The organism is Rhodobacter sp. NTK016B, assembly GCF_017303295.1.
In the GTDB taxonomy this organism is placed as follows: domain Bacteria; phylum Pseudomonadota; class Alphaproteobacteria; order Rhodobacterales; family Rhodobacteraceae; genus Pararhodobacter.
This window is the reverse complement of record NZ_JAFKOK010000006.1, coordinates 220479-240286: the sequence shown is the minus strand read 5'-3', so window position 1 is coordinate 240286 and position 19808 is coordinate 220479. Positions and strand designations below refer to the sequence as shown.

Sequence of the window (19808 nt, the reverse complement as noted above, 5' to 3'; positions counted from 1 at the left end):
ACATGGTACAGCTCACGCTTCCCAAGAATTCGAAGATCCGCACCGGCAAGACCTGGCCAAAGCCCGAAGGCGCGAAGACCCTGCGCACCTTCCGGATTTACCGCTGGTCCCCGGATGATGGCGAAAACCCCCGTGTCGATACCTATTTCGTCGACATGGACAGCTGCGGCCCGATGGTTCTGGACGCGCTGATCAAGATCAAGAACGAGATCGACCCGACGCTGACCTTCCGCCGGTCCTGCCGCGAGGGGATCTGCGGCTCCTGCGCGATGAATATCGACGGGACGAACACGCTGGCCTGCATTTTCGGCATGGACGAGATCAAGGGCGACGTGAAGATCTATCCGCTGCCGCACATGCCGGTGGTCAAGGATCTGGTGCCGGATCTGACGCATTTCTACGCCCAGCACGAATCGATCATGCCGTGGCTGGAAACCAAGTCGAACACCCCGGCCAAGGAGTGGCGGCAATCGATCGAGGACCGCGAAAAGCTCGACGGTCTTTATGAATGCGTGATGTGCGCCTGTTGCTCGACGTCGTGCCCCAGCTATTGGTGGAACGGCGATCGGTATCTGGGCCCGGCCGCGTTGCTGCATGCCTATCGCTGGATCATCGATTCGCGGGACGAGGCGACGGGCGAGCGTCTGGACGGTCTGCACGATCCGTTCAAACTATATCGTTGCCACACGATCATGAACTGCACCTCGACCTGCCCCAAGCATCTGAACCCGGCCAAGGCAATTGCCGAGATCAAGAAGATGATGGTCGAGCGGGTCGTCTGATTCGTCGAAACAGAGTTAAACAGGGGCCGCGTGATGACGCGGCCCTTTTCCTTTGGGTGCGAGAGCCCCTTTGCCTAGCAGGTTCTGTTCGCTAACAGAGTTTGGCGACCGAGCAACGACCTGTTCCCGCCAGTTAAGAACGGGCTGGATAGTCTGTTGTCTCGCAGGGATTTTTCTCGCCGGAGGCATCCGTCGACAGTCCGATCGTTGGCCATCTAAGCTCCGCGACGCCACAGCGTCTGTTGGACTTTGTCGCTCTGACCACTGGGCACAATTCCAAGCCGCAAGACCCTGTTGACTCGGCAGCCTTCAACCGACCGGCAACGCTAGGGTGTCACGCGACGCCTCGATTGCGACGGCGCAAATGTCTGCTTACGGCTGGCTACTCAGTGGTTTTTCCGTCCGAGATCGAATTTCTGTGGCCTCTCGGTCGGCACCGTTGAGCGCAGCGTTCACATTCCGGCTCAGCGCTGATTCGTCTGATTTCCCCGGAAACACCACGTCTCAAGACCGGAGCCTTTCGGACCCTATGCCCTCGCGACACGCAGGGACTCCGGTGAACAACGCGGCGACGCGCACCACCTAAGCGCTGACGTCGCTCGGACCCTCAGCGCCCCAGCACGGTTCTCAGGCTGGTTTGTCCTTGCTGCAACAGTGTCAGAGCCCCGCTTCCCGCGACGGTGGCAGCGTTGATCTGCTGCACCTGCTCGCCAAGGAAGAAGCGGCGAATCAGGCTCTCCATTGCTTCAGGATCCGTGAATTGCGCGACTTCGTCAGAGCCCGTCAGCTTCTCGGTCCGGGTCTTGAGGATTTCGACCTGTCGGTCGAGATCCAGCGCGCCGAAGCTGCTGGGCAGCATGAAGGCCGTCTCGAAAACCCGTCGCATCGAAGGCGTGCCGAGGATCGTGTACCAACGCGTCGCCTCGCTGCTGTTCTGCGCGGCAAGGTCTGCAAGGTCCCGTTCGAGCGCAAGCGCCAGCCGCATCGATTCGTTCTGCGCGCCCACGGCGACTTCGAACGAACGGTCGCGATAGTCGCTGAGCAGCGAGTCGGTGAACCCGTCGAGCTGATTCCACGAAATATAGGTATCGCCGAAGCCGAAGGCCTTGTTGAGCTGCAGATAGCGTTTGTCCGACAGCCGATTAACGAAACTGCTGTCATCCTTGTGGGAACTTTCCAGCACTTTCTGGACGTAGGCTCGGTTGGGCAGATCGTCCTGAAGACCGAATGCCGTCAGCGCGACATTCAGAAGGCGCCGGTCTGCGACCAGCTCTTCAGCGCTTGTCACCGACGCGATGTTCTCGCGGAAATACGCCTGATCGCGTTTTGACAGGCTCGTGCTGGCATGGGCTTCCTGCTGCTTGTCGAGCGTGCGTTGCAAGAACCGCCAGCCCACATACCCGTCGAGGGGAAGGATCGGCTGAAAGCTCATTGCCGGGTCGCGGCCGCGAAGAGCCGCTCCTCCCGCGGAATCAAGGCCCGCAAATTCCGCATCGCGGGATAGAAATCGCCGGTCATCACCGCCTGTGTTGCCTTGTCCAGCATGGCCCGGCTGTCGGCATCGGTCAGCACCTGGCTCAGCTGTTCTATCCCGCGCAGAAGCTGCGGGCTCGCGTCGTCCGGGTCGGCGTCGCCCGACAGGACCAGCTGGGCGATGTAAGCGACGCGGCGCACCGGCGTGCTGACTTCGGCAGGATGAATGGCGTCGCGCAGGCGCAGGATATTCGCGTTGGGGGTGACGATGGACAGGCGGCTGCGCCGCTCACCATTCTCGATCACCGCGCCATTGATAAGGACCCTTTCGCGCGGCGCGAGCTTGAGAATCAGACCGCTCATGGCTCGCCCCCCTGCCCTTTGAGACCCCGCATCACCGAGGTGTTGATCTCGGCAAGGATATCGGCCGTGGCCGCGCCCGTCAGAACCTGAGTCGTGTGTTTGAGGGTGAATTCAGCGAGATAGAAGAGTTGCGCACGCAAGGGCTGGGGGAAACCATTGCTGGGATGGGCGAGATCGGCGGCAAAGGCGGCCCATAGCCGGCGATTGTCGTTCAACGCGACCGTCAGGCGACCGCTGACTTTCCCGGGTTCGTGGGGAAGCTGGGATTGGATGCGCCCGGTGATCTGGGCAAGGACATCGTATTCGATGTCCCGGGGGGTTTTCAGCGCGCGGGCGTGGTGCCCGTAATGGGTGCGCGCGTGGGCTGCGACGCTCATATCAAGGCCTCATGGTGCGAAGTCATGGGTGGGAAGGGCCGAGGGAGTATCCCCCGGCCCCGAGGCCTTAGCGGAACAGCGCCAGGATGTTCTGCGGCGCCTGGTTGGCGATCGACAGGGCCTGAATGCCCAGCTGCTGCTGCACCTGAAGCGCCTGCAGGCGAGCCGAGGTCGCCTCCATATCGGCATCGACCAGCGCGCCGATCCCCGACTTGAGGGAATCCATCAGGCTGGAGACGTATTCGCTCTGGATCTCGATACGGCCTTGGACCGAACCGAAGTTGGCGGCAGCTTCGATGGCCGTCTGGGTAAGGCCTTCGATCGCGGCAAGACCGGCGGCCGCGCCTTCTGCGGTCGAGACGTCAACACTGGACAGGATTTCCAGCCCGCCGCCCGCCGTGCCGCCCGTATTGAGCGTCGAGGTGGTGGTGATACCGGCAGCGGTGTTGTTGGTGATCGTGATCGCCGCACCCGAAACCGTGGCCGAAATCCCGATCCCCGAGGTCTGCGCCTGGAAGTTCAGCATATCGGTCAGGCCCTTGGCGATGTCGTTGACCGTATCGCCATCGCGCGCGACGTAGCGCACGGTGCCGGTCACGCCGGTCAGACCCCCGATCGTGTAGCCATCACCCGCCAGCACCGCGTTACCCGCGCGCGCCGCCGTACCGGTATCGCCGACGACGGTCATCGTGCCGGTCGCACCGACCGCGATGGCGCCCGCACCGGTGAACGCGGTCGCCGCGAGATCGGTGCCGGTACCCGCCGCCGAGGCTTGCGTGCCAAGGTCGGCTTTGGCCGCCTGGATCGAGGCAGCCGATACGGCGCCCGAGCTATCCCGGTCGAGCGAAGACAGGATGCTGACCGAGCCCGAACCCAGAACGCCGGCGCCGGTGCCGGTATTGCCGACGATGTCCGCAACCGAGGCCCCGCCTTCGCGGTTCGAGAGCAGGTTGAGACCGTTGAACTGCGCGGCACCCACAACCGAGGAGATCTGGTTGCGCAGCGCCGACAGGTCGGTCTGGATCTTTTCGCGGTCGACGTTGTCTTCCTGCGCCGCGACGACCTTGCCTTTGATTTCGGTCAGCAAGTCGGTGATCTGCTCGGAGGCCGAGCGGGCCACGGCGATGGTCGACGAGCCCAGAGCGAGCGAATCGGCAATCCCCTTGAAGCCCTTGACGTCGCTTTCCATGGTCTTGGAAATCGCCCAGACGGCCGAGTTCTGGCGGGCGGTCGCAACCGATTTGCCCGTCGAGATCTCGTTCTGGGTCTTCGCCATATTGGCGTTGATGCTCTTCAGGGTCTGAAGCGCCACCATCGCGGTGTTGTTCGTCAGAATCGAGGACATGGATTTTCCCTTATTGAAAGGCGTGGTTTCACGCCGGTACGTGCCGTGGAATCACGGCGACCAAGCCCGTTCTGGACCTGCGGCTGTCCGCTTCACGGATGTCGCGCCACCGAGTCAGTGCATCATCAACAACAGTGCTTTGTCAGTGCGAGGCCAATCTCGGATCTTTCCCTTAACAAGCTCTTAAGATCAGCCCGGATGGACCCATTGCAGATCCTCATTTTCCTTATAATTTTCATAGACTTGTTACTCAAAACCATTAACCAGTTCTACAGATTTTACCGCCGATTGCAGGTACTTCAGGCCCGCCGATGCAGGCTGCCATGCGGCGGGTTCAGATCGGCGCGAATGCCGTCGCGTCCATAGGTCTTGGCCGTTCCGCCCTTGCGCGCCCTCGCCATGAGGGCGCGCGCATCCTTGATGCCGGTTATCGCCGCCTCGAACAGGCCGGCATTGCGGCCTGCCGCCTGCTGAACCGCGCGCGCAAGGCCGGTATCGGCGCGCGCGAGCTCGGGCAGTGCGCCTTCGACCCGCTCCAGGATGGCCACTTTGCGCGGCGCAAGCCGTTCGAGCCGCGCAATATCGCCGTGCAGAAGCGCCTCGCGTTCCTGCGCCAGAATCGCCGCGAGCCGGCGCAGATCCTTGCGGCTCATGACGTCCCCTCCGGCCCCTGTTGCGGCGTAAGCCCCGCCCGCAGGCGCAGGCTCGATTCGATGGCGTCGGCCAGCCCGATCCCCCCCTGCGCGACGATCGCGCGCGCCCGTTCATCGGCCAGAAACGACGTGAATTGCTGCTCGCCTTCGCCGCCGCCGCCCAGCGCTTCGGTCGGGCGGAACAGGCCGGCGCTTTTGAACATTTCCGCAAGGAACGTCGCCTCGAGCGCCTCGGCGCTGTGGCGAATCGCCGGATCGGCGCGGGACGGGTCGGCCTGGGGGGTTTCGGGCCGGGACCGCGCCTGAATCGGAACGGATGTGGCGCCAAGGGCAGTCAGTGGTTGCGTCATGGAAACCTCCTGTGGATCGGCGCTCAGCATCCCGGATCGCGGTAAAGAAGCGGTAACCACCGGCTGCTATTGCTGAGGCGTTCAAACCGGAGGCCAAGAATGCGCCAAGTCCCGTCGCTCGACCCTGTTTTCACCTCGATCTCCACCCCGCGCCTGGCACCGCCAGCGGCCCCTGTTACGCAGGAAACGCAGAGTTTCCGGGCGGTTCTGGCCGGTTTGCGCGGCACTGCCTCGGATATCGCACCGCAACAAGCCGCGACCGTCGACAGAGCGATTCGCTCTGATGGTCAGAAGGCGAAAGACACGCGCGGCGGCGGTATCGAGGCCGAGACTTCAGACGCTGGCAATACGGGCGCGGCCGATACCGGCGCGGGCGACGATCCCTACGATATCGACCTCCCCGAGCTCGATACGCCCCCGCCCGATGATGACCCCACCGGTCCCGAGGGCGATGCGCCTGGTATTCCGACATCGGGTGAGCTTGACCCGGTGGATCTGTCGACATTGCCCGATGACATCCAGCCCGCCGGACGCGATATGCCGATGCCCGATACGCCTGAACAGGCGCCGGATACGACCCGGATCGCAATGGAATTGCAGGCGGGCGACGCGGATGACGCCATCGACGCGCCAATGCCGCCCGCAGACCCTGTCGCGACCCGGCCTGTCGCTGCCCCCGGCTGGTCCCCTGACGCCGAACCGCTCGTGGTCTCGGACCCGTCGATCGAAGCCCCCCTGACCGTAGCACCAGAGCGCATTCCGCCCGCCGAACCGGCTATGCCGCTGCCCGTCGCGCAGCGCAGGGCTGACACCCGGGTGACAACCGACGCCTCTGCCGGCGCGGCACTGCTGCGCGCCCGGTTCGCCCTGCAGGCTGCGCCGATGGACAATGGGATGGCGCGGGCACCTTTTGGCGGACCCGAGACGCAGCCCCGCCCGATCGATGCCCCGCGTCATGACGGGATGATCGCCCTGACGCCCGGACAGGCCGCCAGCGCACGGGAAGGACGCGCCGTTCCCGTGGCGGGGCGCACGCCGGGCGTTCCCGGCACGCCGGGAATCGGAGGTGACGACGAAAGCCCCTCGCACCCATCGGGGCCTTCCCCTGCGCGCCTGACCGGCGCCGATGAGGCTGTGGCCGCGATGCCCCCCGCAGACGCGGAAGCTACGAGCTCGACGCTTGTTGCGCCTGTCGCAGAGCCTGAGGTGGCGGCGACACCGATGGCGGATGCCGGGTCGGGGAAATCGCTTGATCCGGTTTCGGTGCCGGTAGTTTCGGTACCGGTAGAGGGGCCTGCTCAGGCCCAGCCGGTCGTTGCCACGCCCGGCGCCGCACCGATGCCCTCCATTATGCCGGTTCCCGATACGGGCATTGACGTAAAGCCTTCTGTTCCGAGCGCCATAAGCGCCGCGATTCCTGGCGTGCAGGCGCCGTCTCTGCAAGCACTGGCATCGCCCGGTACGGAGAGTCGCGCCTTCACAACAGCCGCTCTGGCGACAGCTATGCCAGGCTCGGCGCCTGTCACCCCGTCAGCCGACAAACCAGCCGGGCAGCCTCGGTTGGTGCCTTTCTCCATGCCCGACACGCGCCCCATGACCGCCAGCCCCACAACCCGCGACGCGCCGAAAGCAACTGCGCCCATCGCGGCGCCGGTCGACGCCCCGGCGTCGACACAGGTCGCCTCCGCGACCCCCGCTTCGCCTTCCGCTACCGTCGTGGCCTTCAGCGAAACCCCGATGATGGCTCTGCCGCCAGCATCAAACGCCCTTCCTGCGCGGGCTCAAACCCTGCTCCAACAGCCCGTGGCGCAGGGCGAAATCCCTCTGCCCGGCCCGTTACCAGCTCCACCGATCGCTCCCGCGCGCCGCGAGGCGTCCGTGACCGACCGCGCGCCTGTTCAGCCCCCTACCCAGAACTCCGAGCGCCCCGACACACCCGACACCCCACGCGCAAAGGCGGATCCGACACCGATCCAGACCTCGTCTGCACCTGCCGCGGCCCCCGTGGCCCAAACACCGACGCCCGTACCCGCCGCGCAGCCCGAGATCCCGCCTGTCATGGCCGAGCAGCAAACCGATACGCGGGCTGACCGGATCGAGCTTTCGCCACGTGACGAGGCACCGGGCGACAGCCGCGCGGCAATCCCCCATGCCAGCACCCAGCACAGCCAGACCCTTCCCCCGTCCGCGCAGGCGCAGCGAATCGGACAACAGATCGCCGCGCAGATCCAGCAGCCCGCCCTGTCCGGTCCGGGTGGATTCTCGCTCGCGCTCGACCCCGAGGAACTGGGCCATGTGCGCCTGACGCTGGTGAATCACGAAGCCGCAAGCGTGCTGATGGTCCATGCCGACCGTCCCGAAACGCTGGACCTGATGCGCCGTCATATCGCGCTTCTGGAACAGGATTTGCGCTCGATGGGCCATGACGCATTGTCGCTGCGATTCTCTGGCGGCGAGGCCGGCCATCCGGGCGGCGGTGGCACCGGCACGTCTTCAGACCGTGCTACGCAGCCAGCCCTGCAGCCGCAGATGCCCGATAGCGCCGCGCCGCCCGCTCAGCGCAGCCCGGCCATGACCGGCCCGCTGGATCACCTCGACCTTCGGCTTTGAGAGGACAGAATGGAAATCAATTCGAGTTTTGGCAATTTCACCGGGGGTGCGGAGGGCAGTGGCTCGCCCGGGCAATCCGACTTCGTGACCTTTCTGCAGATGCTGACCACGCAGATGCAGAATCAGGACCCGCTCAACCCGATGGAGGCCTCGGATTTCGCCGTGCAGCTCGCCACCTTCGCCGGGGTCGAGCAGCAGACCTATACCAACCAGCTTCTGGCGACGATGATCGGCCAGACCGGCCTGTCCGATCTCGGCGGCTGGGTCGGGATGGAAGCGCGACTTTATGGCGGCGCGCATTTCAGCGGCGACCCGATCGAGCTGACACCCGATCCGGCCCTTGGCGCGGACGAGGTCGTGCTCATCGTGCGCAACGACAATGACGAGATCGTCGATACCCGTAGCCTCGACCCCGAAACGCAGAGCTATGTATGGGACGGGCAGGATACCGACGGCAATCCGCTGCCCGACGGCACCTACCGGTTCGAAGTCGAATCGCGGCTCGATGGCGAAGAGCTCGATACCCAGCCGGTCGCCGCCTATGTGCCGATCCTCGAAGCACGCTACGAGGATGGCATGACCATGCTGGTCCTGCCGGGCGGATTGTTCGTGGAAAGCGGGCAGGTCACGGGCCTGCGCCCCCCGAGCGAACCGGACGCGGCCGACACGATGTAGTGACGGCAGGGTTCAGAAGCGCCCCGGAACCGCGCAGGCTGTCTGCCATCGCGACCCTTTCAGGACACTGACGGTGTCGCAGACAAACGATGCGAAAGCCGGAAGCGACGTTGCCACCCCCGCCCCTTTGCGCGCCGCGACAGCGGCGCGCCCGGTCGCGCGAGAGCCAGGTGGCGGAGCCACCTTGCACGAGGGCGAAACACCCCCGTTTCCTGCGGGATGTCCGAAGCGGGAAAGCCCGCCCCCATCTACTCACACCAGCAACAGCGTCACCGCCACCGCCCAGGCCACCGCCGCACCGGCGACGAACCATGCAACGGGTGCGAAGGACAGGCGCATCGGCGGTGGTGTTTGCGGCTGGCGGACACGGATCAGCGCGGCTTCCACCGCGCCCGGCAGATGCGGACCGAAGCGCGACAGCACCATCGCCGCGCGGCCCAGGTCGCGCATCAGCGCGGCCGGACCCAGAGAGGTGCGGATGTAATCCTCGACCACCGGCTGGGCGACGCGCCAGATATTGATCGACGGGTTCAGCGAACGCGCGACGCCCTCGACCACGACCATGGTGCGCTGCAGGAGAATCAGCTCGGTGCGGGTTTCCATGCCGAAACGCTCGGTCACTTCGAACAGATAATTCAGCAGCCGCGCCATCGAGATCCGGCTCGCCTCCATCCCGAAAATCGGCTCGCCGACCGAGCGCAGGGCGCGGGCGAATTCCTCGACATCGCGGTCGGCGGGGACGTAGCCCGCTTCGAAATGCACCTCGGCGACGCGGCGGTAATCCTTGCGGATGAAGCCGTAGAGGATCTCGGCATAGACCCGGCGGGTATATTCGTCGATCTGGCCCATGATGCCGAAATCATAGGCGATGATCTCGCCCCCGGCGCCGACCTTCAGGTTGCCCTGATGCATGTCGGCGTGGAAATACCCGTCGCGCAGGGCGTGTTTGAGGAACAGCTCGAGCACACGCTCGCCCAGCTCGGTGCGGTCAACGCCCAGCGCGTCGATGGCGTCGTTATCGCCCAGCGATACGCCTTCGGCCCAGCCCAGCGTCATCACCGAGCGGCCCGACAGGTCCCAGACCGGGCGCGGCACGCGGAAGCCCGCATCGTCTTCGGTGTTTGCGGCGAATTCGGCGGCAGCGGCGGTTTCCAGCCGCAGATCCAGCTCGCCCATGACCACGCCTTCGAAATGCGCGATCACATCGGTGGGCCGCAGACGGCGGGTCGAGGGCAGCAGCCGCTCGATCATCCCGGCGGCAAAATAGAACGCGTCGATGTCGCGGCGGAAAGCTTTGACGATGCCCGGACGCAACACCTTCACCGCGACCTCTTCGCCGGTCTCGCGCACCCGCGCGCGGTGGACCTGCGCGATCGAGGCGGCGGCGACGGGGGCGGAGAATTCCGAGAACAGCACGTCAACCGGCTGTTCCAGCTCGGCCTCGATCATGGTGCGGGCCTGTTCGGTCGGAAACGGCGGCAGCTGATCCTGCAGATAGCGCAGCTGGTTGGCCATCTCGAACCCGACGATGTCGGGACGGGTCGAAAGGATCTGTCCGAACTTGATATAGGCCGGGCCCAGCGCGGTGATCGCGCGCGTCACCGGCGGCAGCGACGGGTCGCCCTTGTGTCCCAGCCACGCAAAAGGCCAGCCCATTACGCGGGCGACGAAGCGCAGCCGCGGCGGCACGTTCATCGCTTCCAGCGCGCTGCGCATGGCACCCGTGCGCTCGAACGTGGCGCCGGTGCGGATCAGGCGCCAGAGATTGTGGGGCCCCCTCACGTCAGATCTTCCATCCCGAATGCAGGGCGGCGATGCCCATCGACAGGTTGCGGTATTTCACCTGCTCGAAACCTGCCGTGCGGATCATCGCGGCAAAGGCTTCCTGATCGGGGAATTTGCGGATCGATTCGACGAGGTACTGATAGCTGTCGCGGTCGCCCGCCACCATCTGCCCCATGCGCGGAATCACATTGAAGGAATAAAGGTCGTAGACCTTTTGCATCATGTCGTTGGGGATCTGACTGAATTCCAGCACCACCAGACGCCCGCCGGGCTTCAGCACGCGGTAGGCTTCCTTCAGCGCGTCGGGAATGCGGGTCACGTTCCGGATGCCGAAGCTGATCGTGTAGACGTCGAAACTGTTGGCCTCGAACGGCAGCGCCATGGCGTCGCCGACTACCCAGTCGAGCCGGTCGGCCATGCGTTCGGCCTCGGCCCGCTTGCGGCCTTCTTCCAGCATCGGTGCGGTCATGTCGAGCACCGTCGCACGCGCTGTATCGCCCGCCCGGCCAAGGAAGCGGAACGCCACGTCGCCGGTGCCGCCCGCCACGTCCAGCAGGTGCTGGCCCGGCCGGGGCGCCAGCCAGTCCATCAGCGCGTCTTTCCAGACGCGGTGGATGCCCATGCTCATCAGGTCGTTCATGACATCGTATTTCGACGCCACCGACGAGAAGACGCCATGCACCATGCCGGCCTTCTGATCCTCGTCCACGGTCTGAAAGCCGAAATGCGTCGTGCGGTTGTCCGGGCTCATGCGGGTCCCCTGATCCTGTGCGCCGATCTTGCGCCTAGCCCTTCCATAGCCGAGGATGGCGGCCCTCACAATCCAAGCCCCCGTTCCAGCCCTGCGACCCGGAGTCACCATTGCCTGAACTGCCCGAGGTGGAAACCGTGCGCCGCGGCCTTGCCCCCGCGATGGAGGGAAAACGCATCCTTCAGGCCGATGTGCGCCGGCCCGATCTGCGCTGGCCGCTGCCCGACCGCATGGCCGAGCGTCTGACCGGCGCGCGGGTCGAGCGTCTGCGGCGGCGGTCAAAATACATCCTCGCCGATCTCGACACCGGCGAGACGCTGCTGATCCATCTGGGCATGAGCGGGCGCATGACCGTGTCGGGTCTGGCCGAGGCCTATGTTCCGGGCGAATTTCACCATGCCCATCCCCTGACGCTGAAACACGATCATGTCGTCTTCGACATGGAGGGCGGCGCGCGCGTGACGTTCAACGATGCGCGGCGTTTCGGGGCGATGGACCTGATCGACACCGCGCGGGCTGACGCGCATCCGCTGCTGGCCGCGCTGGGACCGGAACCACTGGGCAACGCCTTTAACGCCGATCTTCTGGCCGCGCGGCTGAAGGGGCGCAAAGGGCCGATCAAGGCACTGCTTCTGGATCAGAAGCTGGTGGCGGGGCTGGGCAATATCTATGTCTGCGAGGCCCTGCACCGCGCAGGCATCCATCCCGAACGCGCGGGCGGGCGGATCGGGCGGGCGCGGATCGAGCTGCTGGCCGTGACGATCCGGCAGGTGCTGCAAGAGGCGATCGACGCGGGCGGGTCGAGCCTGCGCGATTACCGGCAGGCCGATGGCGAGCTGGGCTATTTCCAGCACACGTTCCGCGCGTATGACCGCGAAGGCGCGCCCTGCCCCACACCCGGCTGCGACGGCACGATCCGCCGCATCGTGCAGGGGGGGCGCTCGACCTATTTCTGCCCGCGCTGCCAGCGCTAGGCGGGGCAGAGAGGCCTTGATCCCACATCAAGGACTGCTAGACACATCGGGAATACAGGCCGGGACTCCCGGCTCAGGGACAATGTCAGGGACACCTCATGGCCTATGAAACGATTGTCGTGGACGTCGCGCAGCATGTTGCGACGATCAAACTGAACCGCCCCGAAGCGTTGAACGCCCTGAACTCGCAGTTGCTGGGGGAACTGGCCGAAGCGCTGAAGGCCGCCGACAAGAACGAGAAGGTGCGCGCCATCGTGCTGACCGGCTCGGACAAGGCCTTTGCCGCCGGTGCTGATATCAGCGAAATGGCGTCGAAAAGCTTCGTCGACATGTTCGAGAGCGATTTCTTCACGCCCGAGACCGAGGTTCTGCTGTCGGTGCGCAAGCCGGTCATCGCCGCTGTCGCAGGTTACGCGCTGGGCGGTGGCTGCGAACTGGCGATGATGTGCGATTTCATCATCGCCGCCGATAACGCCAAGTTCGGCCAGCCCGAGATCAATCTGGGCGTGGTCGCCGGTATCGGCGGCACCCAGCGGCTGACGCGCTTCGTCGGCAAGTCCAAGGCAATGGACATGCATCTGACCGGCCGCTTCATGGATGCCGAAGAGGCCGAGCGCTCGGGTCTGGTCAGCCGCGTGGTTCCGGCCAAGAAGCTGCTGGACGAGGCTCAGGCCGCCGCGCAGAAGATCGCGTCGAAATCGGGCATCGCCACCAAGGTGGTGAAAGAGGCCGTGAACCGCAGCTACGAGACGACGCTGCGCGAAGGTCTGCTGTACGAGCGCCGGGTGTTCCACGCGCTGTTCAGCACCGAGGACCAGAAAGAGGGCATGGACGCCTTCCTGGAAAAACGCGAGCCGCAGTTCCGCGACAAGTGATCCGCCGCGTCGGGCGGGCGGGGGCGATTCGGGCTTTTCAACCGGCAGTTTTTGCCGTATGGCCTGCCCCCACATGCGCGTGGGCCCGCTTAAGGCAGGAATCGACCTGATCCCGAGACGATGTCTCAATGGATCGGTGGGTCTGGGCGCAACGATATTGTCACAGACCCGAAAGAGCCCGAACCCATGGCCAATACGCCCCAGTCCAAGAAGCGCGCCCGTCAGTCGGAAGTCCGCTTCGCCGTCAACAAAGCCCGCCGCTCGCGCATCCGCACCTACCTGCGCAAGGTCGAAGAAGCGATCGCCTCGGGCGATGCCGCTGCCGCCAAAGCCGCTCTGGACGCTGCCCAGCCCGAACTGATGCGCGGTGTGACCAAGGGCGTCCTGCACAAGAACACCGCGTCGCGCAAAATGTCGCGCCTGTCGTCGCGCGTGAAGGCCCTGAACGCCTGAGCCGACGCCCGGACCGGATTTAACATTTTGTAAATCCTTGAAAAAGCGCACCGCAGGGTGCGCTTTTTTGTTGCGGTTATCCCGTCCGCGCGACCGGGTCGTGACCCGAAATCGGGCAAGTGTGGCAGGAAAACTACGCCCGTTGCGATTCCTTTTGGCCCGCCACCTGTCAAGCCCGATCTAGTCCTTGTCCCTCCGCCTCGGGCCTTGCTAGCTTGCCCCTGCGATTCACAAAGCCCTGGGGGGGTTTTTCCTGAGCGCGCGACTCGTTGGCCGGGGCTGCCACCCGGCTGTTTGCGTTCGTGTCGAAGGGTCGGGCTGCCACCTGACACCAGCATCCCCTTAGACCACCGACCCGCATCGGGGCCGGGCGGCCTTGTTGTCTCGCGACCAGTCGACCGGAATCACCGGGCGATACAATAATGAAAAAAATCTGCCACGCCCGGGCGTGGATATGGGTCGGGACAGAATGACAAAGAACGCGTGGGGCAAAGTACGCAGTAAGCTTCGTGAGACGGTTGGCGAGCATAACTTCATCACATGGATCGCGCCGCTCGAGCTTGCCGAGATCCGCGACGGCCTCGCCGTCATTGATGCGCCGACGAATTTCATCGCCAACTGGGTCGACCGGAATTTCGCAGATCACATCCAGCGCGCGATGAGCAGCGAAGGGGCCAGCGTGCACCGCCTGCAAATCCGCGTCGTGCCGAAAAGCGCCCGTCCGGCCCAGCCGCAGCCCACCGAGGGTGCCGAGGCCGAGCCCGCGCGCCCGCTTTCCGCCGCCGCCGCGCCGACCACGGCTGCCAGCGCTGGCGAAGAGCTGCCCGGCGCGCCGCTGGATCAGCGCTATACCTTCGACAATTTCGTCGTCGGCAAGCCCAACGCGCTGGCCCATGCCGCCGCGCGCCGGGTGGCCGAAGGCGCCTCGGTCACGTTCAACCCGCTGTTCCTCTATGGCGGCGTGGGGCTGGGCAAGACCCACCTGATGCACGCCATCGCGTGGGACTTGCAGCAGCGCAATCCCGAGGCCCGCGTGCTGTATCTCAGCGCCGAGCAGTTCATGTACCGCTTCGTGCAGGCTCTGCGCGAAAAGCAGATCATGGATTTCAAATCGCTGTTCCGCTCGGTCGATATCCTGATGGTCGACGACGTGCAGTTCATCGCCGGCAAGGAATCGACGCAGGAAGAGTTCTTCCACACGTTCAACGCGCTGATCGACCAGAACAAGCAGATCGTCATCTCGGCCGACCGTGCGCCGGGCGAGATCAAGGATCTCGAAGACCGCATCAAGAGCCGCTTGCAATCGGGCCTCGTGGTCGACCTGCACCCGACCGATTACGAACTGCGGCTGGGCATCCTGCAGCAGAAGGCCGATCTCAACCGCGCGAATTACGGCAATGTCTCGATCGCGCCCGATGTGCTGGAATTCCTCGCCCACCGGATCACCACCAATGTGCGCGTGCTCGAAGGCGCGCTGACCCGGCTTTTCGCGCTGGCCTCGCTTCTGGGCCGCGAGATCACGCTGGACATGGCGCAGGACGCGCTGGCCGACATCCTGCGCACCTCGGACCGCAAGGTCACGGTCGAAGAGATCCAGCGCAAGGTGGCCGATCACTACAATATCCGCCTGTCCGACATGATCGGGCCCAAGCGCCTGCGCACCATCGCCCGCCCCCGGCAGATCGCGATGTATCTGGCCAAACACATGACCACCCGCTCGCTGCCTGAGATCGGGCGCCGCTTCGGCGGACGCGATCACACCACGATTCTGCACGGCGTGCGCAAGGTCGAGGAACTGCGCGGCACGGATTCGCAACTGGCCGAGGATCTCGACCTGCTGCGCCGGTTGCTGGAAAGCTGAGCCCCGGCACCGAAGAACAGCGCGTGAACCTTGACCTCGGTGCCAAAGCCACGCAAACAAACACACAAAGAGTAAAATGGCCGGACCGGCGCCTGCCGGGACCGGCCTGACGTGTCGGAGGGATCGACGATGAAGATCAGCATCGAACGCGCAACGCTGCTGAAGGCCGTGTCACAGGCCCAGTCAGTGGTCGAGCGGCGCAACACGATCCCGATCCTGGCCAATGTGCTGATCGAGGCCGAAGACGCCACCGTCAGCTTCCGCGCCACCGATCTCGATATCGAAGTGGTCGACCGCGCCGCGGCGATGGTCGAACGCGCGGGCGCCACGACTGTCTCGGCGGTGATGCTGCACGAAATCGTCCGCAAACTGCCCGATGGCGCGCTGGTCTCGCTGACCGACGATCAGCGCACCGGGCGGCTGACGGTGGAAGCGGGACGCTCGACTTTTGCCCTGGCGACCCTCCCGCGTGAGGATTTCCCGGTCATGGCCTCGTCGGAATACCAGACGAATTTCTCGGCCAAGGCGGGCGACCTGAAGCGGCTGTTCGAGAAATCGAAATTTGCCATCTCGACCGAAGAGACGCGCTATTACCTGAACGGCGTCTACATGCATGTCGCCGAGACCGAGAATGGCCGCGCCCTGCGCTGCGTCGCGACCGACGGCCACCGGCTGGCCCGCATCGACGCGCCGCTGCCCGAGGACGCGGTCGGCATGCCCGGCGTGATCGTGCCCCGCAAAACCGTGAACGAGCTGCGCAAACTGCTCGATGACGACGAGGCCGACATCGCCATTTCCGTCAGCGAAACCAAGGTGCGCTTCGCCACACCGGAAATCGCCCTGACCTCGAAGGTGATCGACGGCACCTTCCCCGATTATTCGCGCGTCATCCCGGCAGGCAACACCAAGCGGCTGGAAGTCGATGCGAGCGATTTCTCGAAAGCGGTGGACCGGGTGGCGACGGTGTCGTCCGAACGCTCGCGCGCGGTGAAGCTGATCCTCGACGAAGACAAGCTCACGCTCAGCGTCAATGCCCCCGATAGCGGCACCGCCGAGGAAGAACTGGTCGTGGCTTACGGCGACGAGCATCTCGAGATCGGCTTCAACGCGAAATACCTGCTGGAAATCGCCAGCCAGATCGACCGCGAGAACGCGGTGTTCATGTTCAATTCCTCGGGCGAACCGGCGCTGGTACGCGAAGGGTCCGACACCTCGGCGGTCTATGTTGTGATGCCGATGCGCGTCTGACAGGCGCCGCAAAAGACGGATGGGTTGAGAGGGGGGCTATCTGCCCCCCTCGGCCCTTCGGCCTCACCCCCCGAGGATATTTGTAGAACAAAGATGCGCAATTTTATTCAAATTGCTCGCTGTTCCGTCCCGGTGCCGCCCATCTTTGTTCCTCAAATATCCCAGGGGGTCCGGGGGAGGATCCCCCGGGTGTCGGGCTTCCTTGCGGCGCGGGGGATTGTTCCGTAACCCTTTCGCATGTCCTTGCGCCTGACCCGCCTCACCCTGTCGCGTTTCCGTTCGCATCCGCGAACCGAGGTGGCGTTCGACGGACGGCCCGTCGTGCTGTTCGGTGCGAACGGGGCGGGCAAGACCAACCTGCTGGAAGCCGTGTCCTTGCTGTCGCCCGGGCGGGGCCTGCGGCGCGCGGCGGGCGAAGAACTGGGCGCGCGACCAGCGGGGCTGGGATGGAAGATCGACGGCGAGATCGGGCGGTCGGGCGTTGCGCATGAAATCGAGACCGGCGCCACGCCCGGCCAGCCGCGCAGCGTGCGCATCGATGGCAAGGCGGCACCGCAATCCGCGCTGGGTCGGCTGATGCCAATGTTGTGGCTGACGCCGGCGATGGACCGGCTGTGGATCGAGGCGGCCGAGGGGCGGCGGCGGTTTCTCGACCGGCTGGTTCTGGGTTTTGTACCGGACCATGCCGAGGTTGCGCTGGCCTATGAAAAGGCGATGCGACAGCGCAACCGGCTGCTGCGCGACGGTGTTACCGATCCGCGCTGGTATGCCGCGCTTGAGGCGCGGATGGCCGAGGCAGGCGGTGCAATGAGCGCCAATCGCCGCGCCGCGCTGGCGCGGCTGGCGGGCGCGGTCGATCCGGACAGCCCGTTCCCGCAGCCCGACCTGACGCTGGCCGATGACAGCCCGGAAGATCTGGCCTCGGCGCTGGCCGAGGGACGGCGGCGGGACATGGCTGCAGGGCGGTCGCTGGTCGGGCCGCATCGAGCCGATCTGTCGGCGCTCTGGGCCGCGCGAGGCTGGCCGGCGGCGCAATGTTCGACCGGAGAGCAGAAGGCACTGCTGATTTCCACCGTTCTGGCCCATGCGCGCGCGCTTCATGCCGAGGTCGGACATGCGCCGATCCTGTTGCTCGACGAGGTGGCCGCGCATCTCGATGACGGGCGGCGCGCGGCGCTTTACGACGCGCTGAGCGCGTTGGGCGCGCAGGCGTTCCTGACCGGGACGGGCCCCGAGCTTTTTTCGCCGCTGGGCACGCGGGCGCAGGTGTTCCGCGTAGCCGAAGAGGCCGGGGATTCACGATTGCAGGAGGAAGATCTGGCATGAAGGCGCAACGCATCACCCTTGTCACGCTGGGCGTGGCCGATCTGGACCGCGCCAAGGCCTTTTATGCCGCCCTGGGCTGGGTGCCCGAGGAAACTGCGCCGGGTGTGGTGTTCTACGATCTGGGCGGCATGAAAATGGGGCTGTTCGGGCTGGACCCGCTGGCCAAAGATCAGGGGCGCCCGGGCGCCGCGCTGGGGACCGGAGCGATGACTTTGGCGCAGAATTTCGACAGCCGCGACGCCGTGGATGCTGCTTATGCTCTGGCGCTGGATTCCGGCGCGACACCGCTGAAGGCGCCCGAAGCGGTGTTCTGGGGCGGGTATTCCGGGTATTACACCGATCCGGACGGGCATGTCTGGGAAGTGGCGCATAACCCGTTCTGGGCGCTCGATTCCGAGGGGGCGCTTGCCTGAATGCCGACCGGGCGGCATGGTTTGTTGATGCCTCGGTCCACCAGACACTCGCCCGAGCGTAGCGCCGCGCGTCTGCGCTTCCTTGAAGCGGCGCGCGAGTCGATCGACCATCTGGCACGCTATGTCACGCTGATCTTCGGGAGAGAGACATGAGCACGATCACCTGCCGTTGCGGCGACACGGCGCTGGAACTGACCGGCGCGCCGATCATGACCGCGACCTGTCATTGCACGTCCTGCCGGAGAGCGGCGGCGGAGCTGACCGCGCGTCCCGGCGCGGCGCCGGTCGTGGATGCCTATGGCGGTACGCCCTATGTGATGTGGCGCAAGGACCGGGTGAAGGTTCTTCGTGGCGCGGGTCATCTGCGCGAACACCGGCTCAGTCCCAAAGGATCGCGCCGGCCCAAAGGATCGCGTCGTGTGGTGGCCCGGTGTTGCAACAGCCCGCTCTATCTGAACTTTCCCGGCGGGCACTGGCTGTCGCTCTATGCCGTGCGCTTTGACGATCCGCCGCCGCCCGGATTGCGAACGATGCTGATGGATGTCGAGGGTCCGTGGCCCGATGACGATGTTCCAGGCGCGAAACGGCAGACGGCGCGTTTCATGGGAAAACTCCTTTTGTCCTGGGCGGCGACCGGCTTCCGGCGCTTCCCTCTGGAACCGATGCCACCGCTGGAGGATGCAGGATGAGCGAGAAGATCGAGGTCGAGAACGTCAATTCCCCGGGCCGCACCACGCGCGTGGACCGGGCGAAATACGAAGCCGCGCGCGCGGCGTTGATGGCCGTCCTGCCGGGCGAAGCGCCGGGAATGATGCCGCGCGAGGCACAGGCGGCGATGGTCGCGCATCTGCCCGAGGATCTGTTTCCCGGCGGCGACAAGGTCGGCTGGTGGATGAAATGCGTGCAGCTCGACCTTGAGGCGAAGGGCGTGATCACACGGGCACCGAAATCCCCGGTCCGGCTGTGGCGCGCTTGACGGCACCGGGGCACGGGTTCAGCATCGGCTCTTGAACCCCGCTTTTGCCGGAGCCTGCCGATGCGTGCTTTCCTTGCCCTGCTGTGTCTCGCCGCCAGCCCCCTGACCGCACAGACCGTTCCGGCCGAGCTTCAGGGCCAATGGAGTGGAGAGGGATCACAACGGGGCGGGTCGGCATGGCGCGTGGATATCGATCTGGGGTCGGACAGCGGGGTTGCGTTCTATCCCGGCGACGCTCCGTGCACCGCGCGCTGGCGCTTCCAGACCGGGCTTGAAACCTTCAGCTTTTTCACCGCCGTCGGGCACGAAGAGATCGTCACCGGACAGGACCATTGCATCGACGGGCTGGGGGTGTTTCTGCGCCTCGGCACGGACGGTGCGCTGGTGGTGGAATGGCGCGGCGAGGGCGGGGTGCCGGTGGCAATCGCCCGTCTTGGGCGCGGATAGGGCAAGCCCCGCTCAAACCGCCCTAAATCTTGTGTCCGAAGCGTGACAATACCCCCGGAATCCGCTATCGA

Annotated in this window: 22 protein-coding genes; 14 read left to right on the top strand and 8 right to left on the bottom strand. The window is 65.3% G+C overall.

Translation table 11 applies throughout. The features are described from left to right. Positions 1-2: 2 nt before the first annotated feature. Positions 3-782 (top strand): succinate dehydrogenase iron-sulfur subunit, encoded by a 780-nt coding sequence (locus tag JI664_RS10165; protein ID WP_207013623.1) that lies wholly within the window; start codon positions 3-5, stop codon positions 780-782. A 607-nt stretch (positions 783-1389) separates the two neighbouring features. On the opposite strand, the gene JI664_RS10160 is transcribed toward JI664_RS10165, so the two are convergent. From JI664_RS10160 to JI664_RS10135, 6 genes are all read right to left on the bottom strand, one after another. After that, positions 1390-2214: a DUF1217 domain-containing protein gene (locus tag JI664_RS10160; RefSeq protein ID WP_207013622.1), complete on the bottom strand. Its 825-nt coding sequence runs from the start codon at positions 2212-2214 to the stop codon at positions 1390-1392. Then, the gene (gene flbT, locus JI664_RS10155) at positions 2211-2618 is read right to left on the bottom strand and encodes a flagellar biosynthesis repressor FlbT (RefSeq protein ID WP_207013621.1); all 408 of its coding nucleotides are present in this window, start codon (positions 2616-2618) and stop codon (positions 2211-2213) included. The genes JI664_RS10160 and flbT overlap by 4 nt, the downstream gene beginning before the upstream one ends. Then, on the bottom strand, positions 2615-2995 hold the full coding sequence (gene flaF, locus JI664_RS10150; protein WP_207013620.1) for a flagellar biosynthesis regulator FlaF: 381 nt from the start codon (positions 2993-2995) through the stop codon (positions 2615-2617). The genes flbT and flaF overlap by 4 nt, the downstream gene beginning before the upstream one ends. Before the next feature lie 67 nt (positions 2996-3062). Further along, positions 3063-4340, bottom strand: a complete 1278-nt coding sequence (locus JI664_RS10145) for a flagellin (RefSeq protein ID WP_207013619.1) — start codon at positions 4338-4340, stop codon at positions 3063-3065. A 299-nt stretch (positions 4341-4639) separates the two neighbouring features. After that, on the bottom strand, positions 4640-4993 hold the full coding sequence (locus JI664_RS10140; protein ID WP_207013618.1) for a hypothetical protein: 354 nt from the start codon (positions 4991-4993) through the stop codon (positions 4640-4642). After that, positions 4990-5343 (bottom strand): rod-binding protein, encoded by a 354-nt coding sequence (locus tag JI664_RS10135; RefSeq protein WP_207013617.1) that lies wholly within the window; start codon positions 5341-5343, stop codon positions 4990-4992. Before JI664_RS10135 ends, JI664_RS10140 begins: the two co-directional genes overlap by 4 nt. Before the next feature lie 99 nt (positions 5344-5442). Between JI664_RS10135 and JI664_RS10130 the strand changes: the two genes are divergently transcribed. Beyond that, a complete protein-coding gene (locus tag JI664_RS10130) occupies positions 5443-7953 on the top strand; it encodes a flagellar hook-length control protein FliK (protein ID WP_207013616.1) in 2511 nt (836 codons plus the stop codon). A gap of 9 nt (positions 7954-7962) precedes the next feature. Further along, positions 7963-8628 (top strand): flagellar hook capping FlgD N-terminal domain-containing protein, encoded by a 666-nt coding sequence (locus JI664_RS10125; RefSeq protein ID WP_207013615.1) that lies wholly within the window; start codon positions 7963-7965, stop codon positions 8626-8628. Positions 8629-8880: 252 nt separating this feature from the next. Here the strand turns inward: JI664_RS10125 and ubiB are convergent, their stop codons facing one another. Together ubiB and ubiE are read right to left on the bottom strand one after the other, a co-directional pair. Continuing rightward, a complete protein-coding gene (gene ubiB, locus JI664_RS10120; protein ID WP_207013614.1) occupies positions 8881-10410 on the bottom strand; it encodes a 2-polyprenylphenol 6-hydroxylase in 1530 nt (509 codons plus the stop codon). Between the two features lies 1 nt (position 10411). After that, entirely contained in the window at positions 10412-11164 is a 753-nt protein-coding gene (gene ubiE, locus JI664_RS10115) for a bifunctional demethylmenaquinone methyltransferase/2-methoxy-6-polyprenyl-1,4-benzoquinol methylase UbiE (RefSeq protein WP_207013613.1), read from the bottom strand. A 110-nt stretch (positions 11165-11274) separates the two neighbouring features. On the opposite strand from ubiE, the gene mutM reads away from it, so the two are divergent. The 11 genes from mutM (at position 11275) to JI664_RS10065 (ending at position 19737) form a co-directional block, all read left to right on the top strand. Further along, positions 11275-12138 carry a bifunctional DNA-formamidopyrimidine glycosylase/DNA-(apurinic or apyrimidinic site) lyase gene (gene mutM / locus JI664_RS10110; RefSeq protein WP_207013612.1) on the top strand — a complete coding sequence of 288 codons (864 nt, stop codon included), beginning with the start codon at positions 11275-11277 and terminating at the stop codon, positions 12136-12138. A 98-nt stretch (positions 12139-12236) separates the two neighbouring features. Beyond that, entirely contained in the window at positions 12237-13013 is a 777-nt protein-coding gene (locus JI664_RS10105) for an enoyl-CoA hydratase (protein ID WP_207013611.1), read from the top strand. A gap of 186 nt (positions 13014-13199) precedes the next feature. Beyond that, positions 13200-13466, top strand: coding sequence for a 30S ribosomal protein S20 (gene rpsT / locus JI664_RS10100; RefSeq protein ID WP_109531697.1), 267 nt, complete (start codon positions 13200-13202; stop codon positions 13464-13466). 469 nt (positions 13467-13935) lie between these two features. Next, entirely contained in the window at positions 13936-15327 is a 1392-nt protein-coding gene (gene dnaA / locus JI664_RS10095) for a chromosomal replication initiator protein DnaA (RefSeq protein WP_207013610.1), read from the top strand. A gap of 129 nt (positions 15328-15456) precedes the next feature. Then, a complete protein-coding gene (gene dnaN, locus JI664_RS10090) occupies positions 15457-16575 on the top strand; it encodes a DNA polymerase III subunit beta (RefSeq protein WP_207013609.1) in 1119 nt (372 codons plus the stop codon). Positions 16576-16812: 237 nt separating this feature from the next. Next, positions 16813-17901: a DNA replication/repair protein RecF gene (recF, locus tag JI664_RS10085; RefSeq protein ID WP_207013608.1), complete on the top strand. Its 1089-nt coding sequence runs from the start codon at positions 16813-16815 to the stop codon at positions 17899-17901. After that, positions 17898-18314 carry a VOC family protein gene (locus JI664_RS10080; protein ID WP_207013607.1) on the top strand — a complete coding sequence of 139 codons (417 nt, stop codon included), beginning with the start codon at positions 17898-17900 and terminating at the stop codon, positions 18312-18314. The genes recF and JI664_RS10080 overlap by 4 nt, the downstream gene beginning before the upstream one ends. A 27-nt stretch (positions 18315-18341) precedes the next feature. After that, positions 18342-18467, top strand: a complete 126-nt coding sequence (locus JI664_RS23985) for a hypothetical protein (RefSeq protein WP_286173999.1) — start codon at positions 18342-18344, stop codon at positions 18465-18467. Beyond that, positions 18464-19003: a GFA family protein gene (locus tag JI664_RS23980; RefSeq protein WP_286173998.1), complete on the top strand. Its 540-nt coding sequence runs from the start codon at positions 18464-18466 to the stop codon at positions 19001-19003. The genes JI664_RS23985 and JI664_RS23980 overlap by 4 nt, the downstream gene beginning before the upstream one ends. Next, positions 19000-19290: a DUF6958 family protein gene (locus JI664_RS10070; protein ID WP_207013606.1), complete on the top strand. Its 291-nt coding sequence runs from the start codon at positions 19000-19002 to the stop codon at positions 19288-19290. Before JI664_RS23980 ends, JI664_RS10070 begins: the two co-directional genes overlap by 4 nt. Positions 19291-19350: 60 nt before the next feature. Continuing rightward, positions 19351-19737 (top strand): hypothetical protein, encoded by a 387-nt coding sequence (locus tag JI664_RS10065; protein WP_207013605.1) that lies wholly within the window; start codon positions 19351-19353, stop codon positions 19735-19737. The last annotated feature ends 71 nt before the right edge of the window (positions 19738-19808 follow it).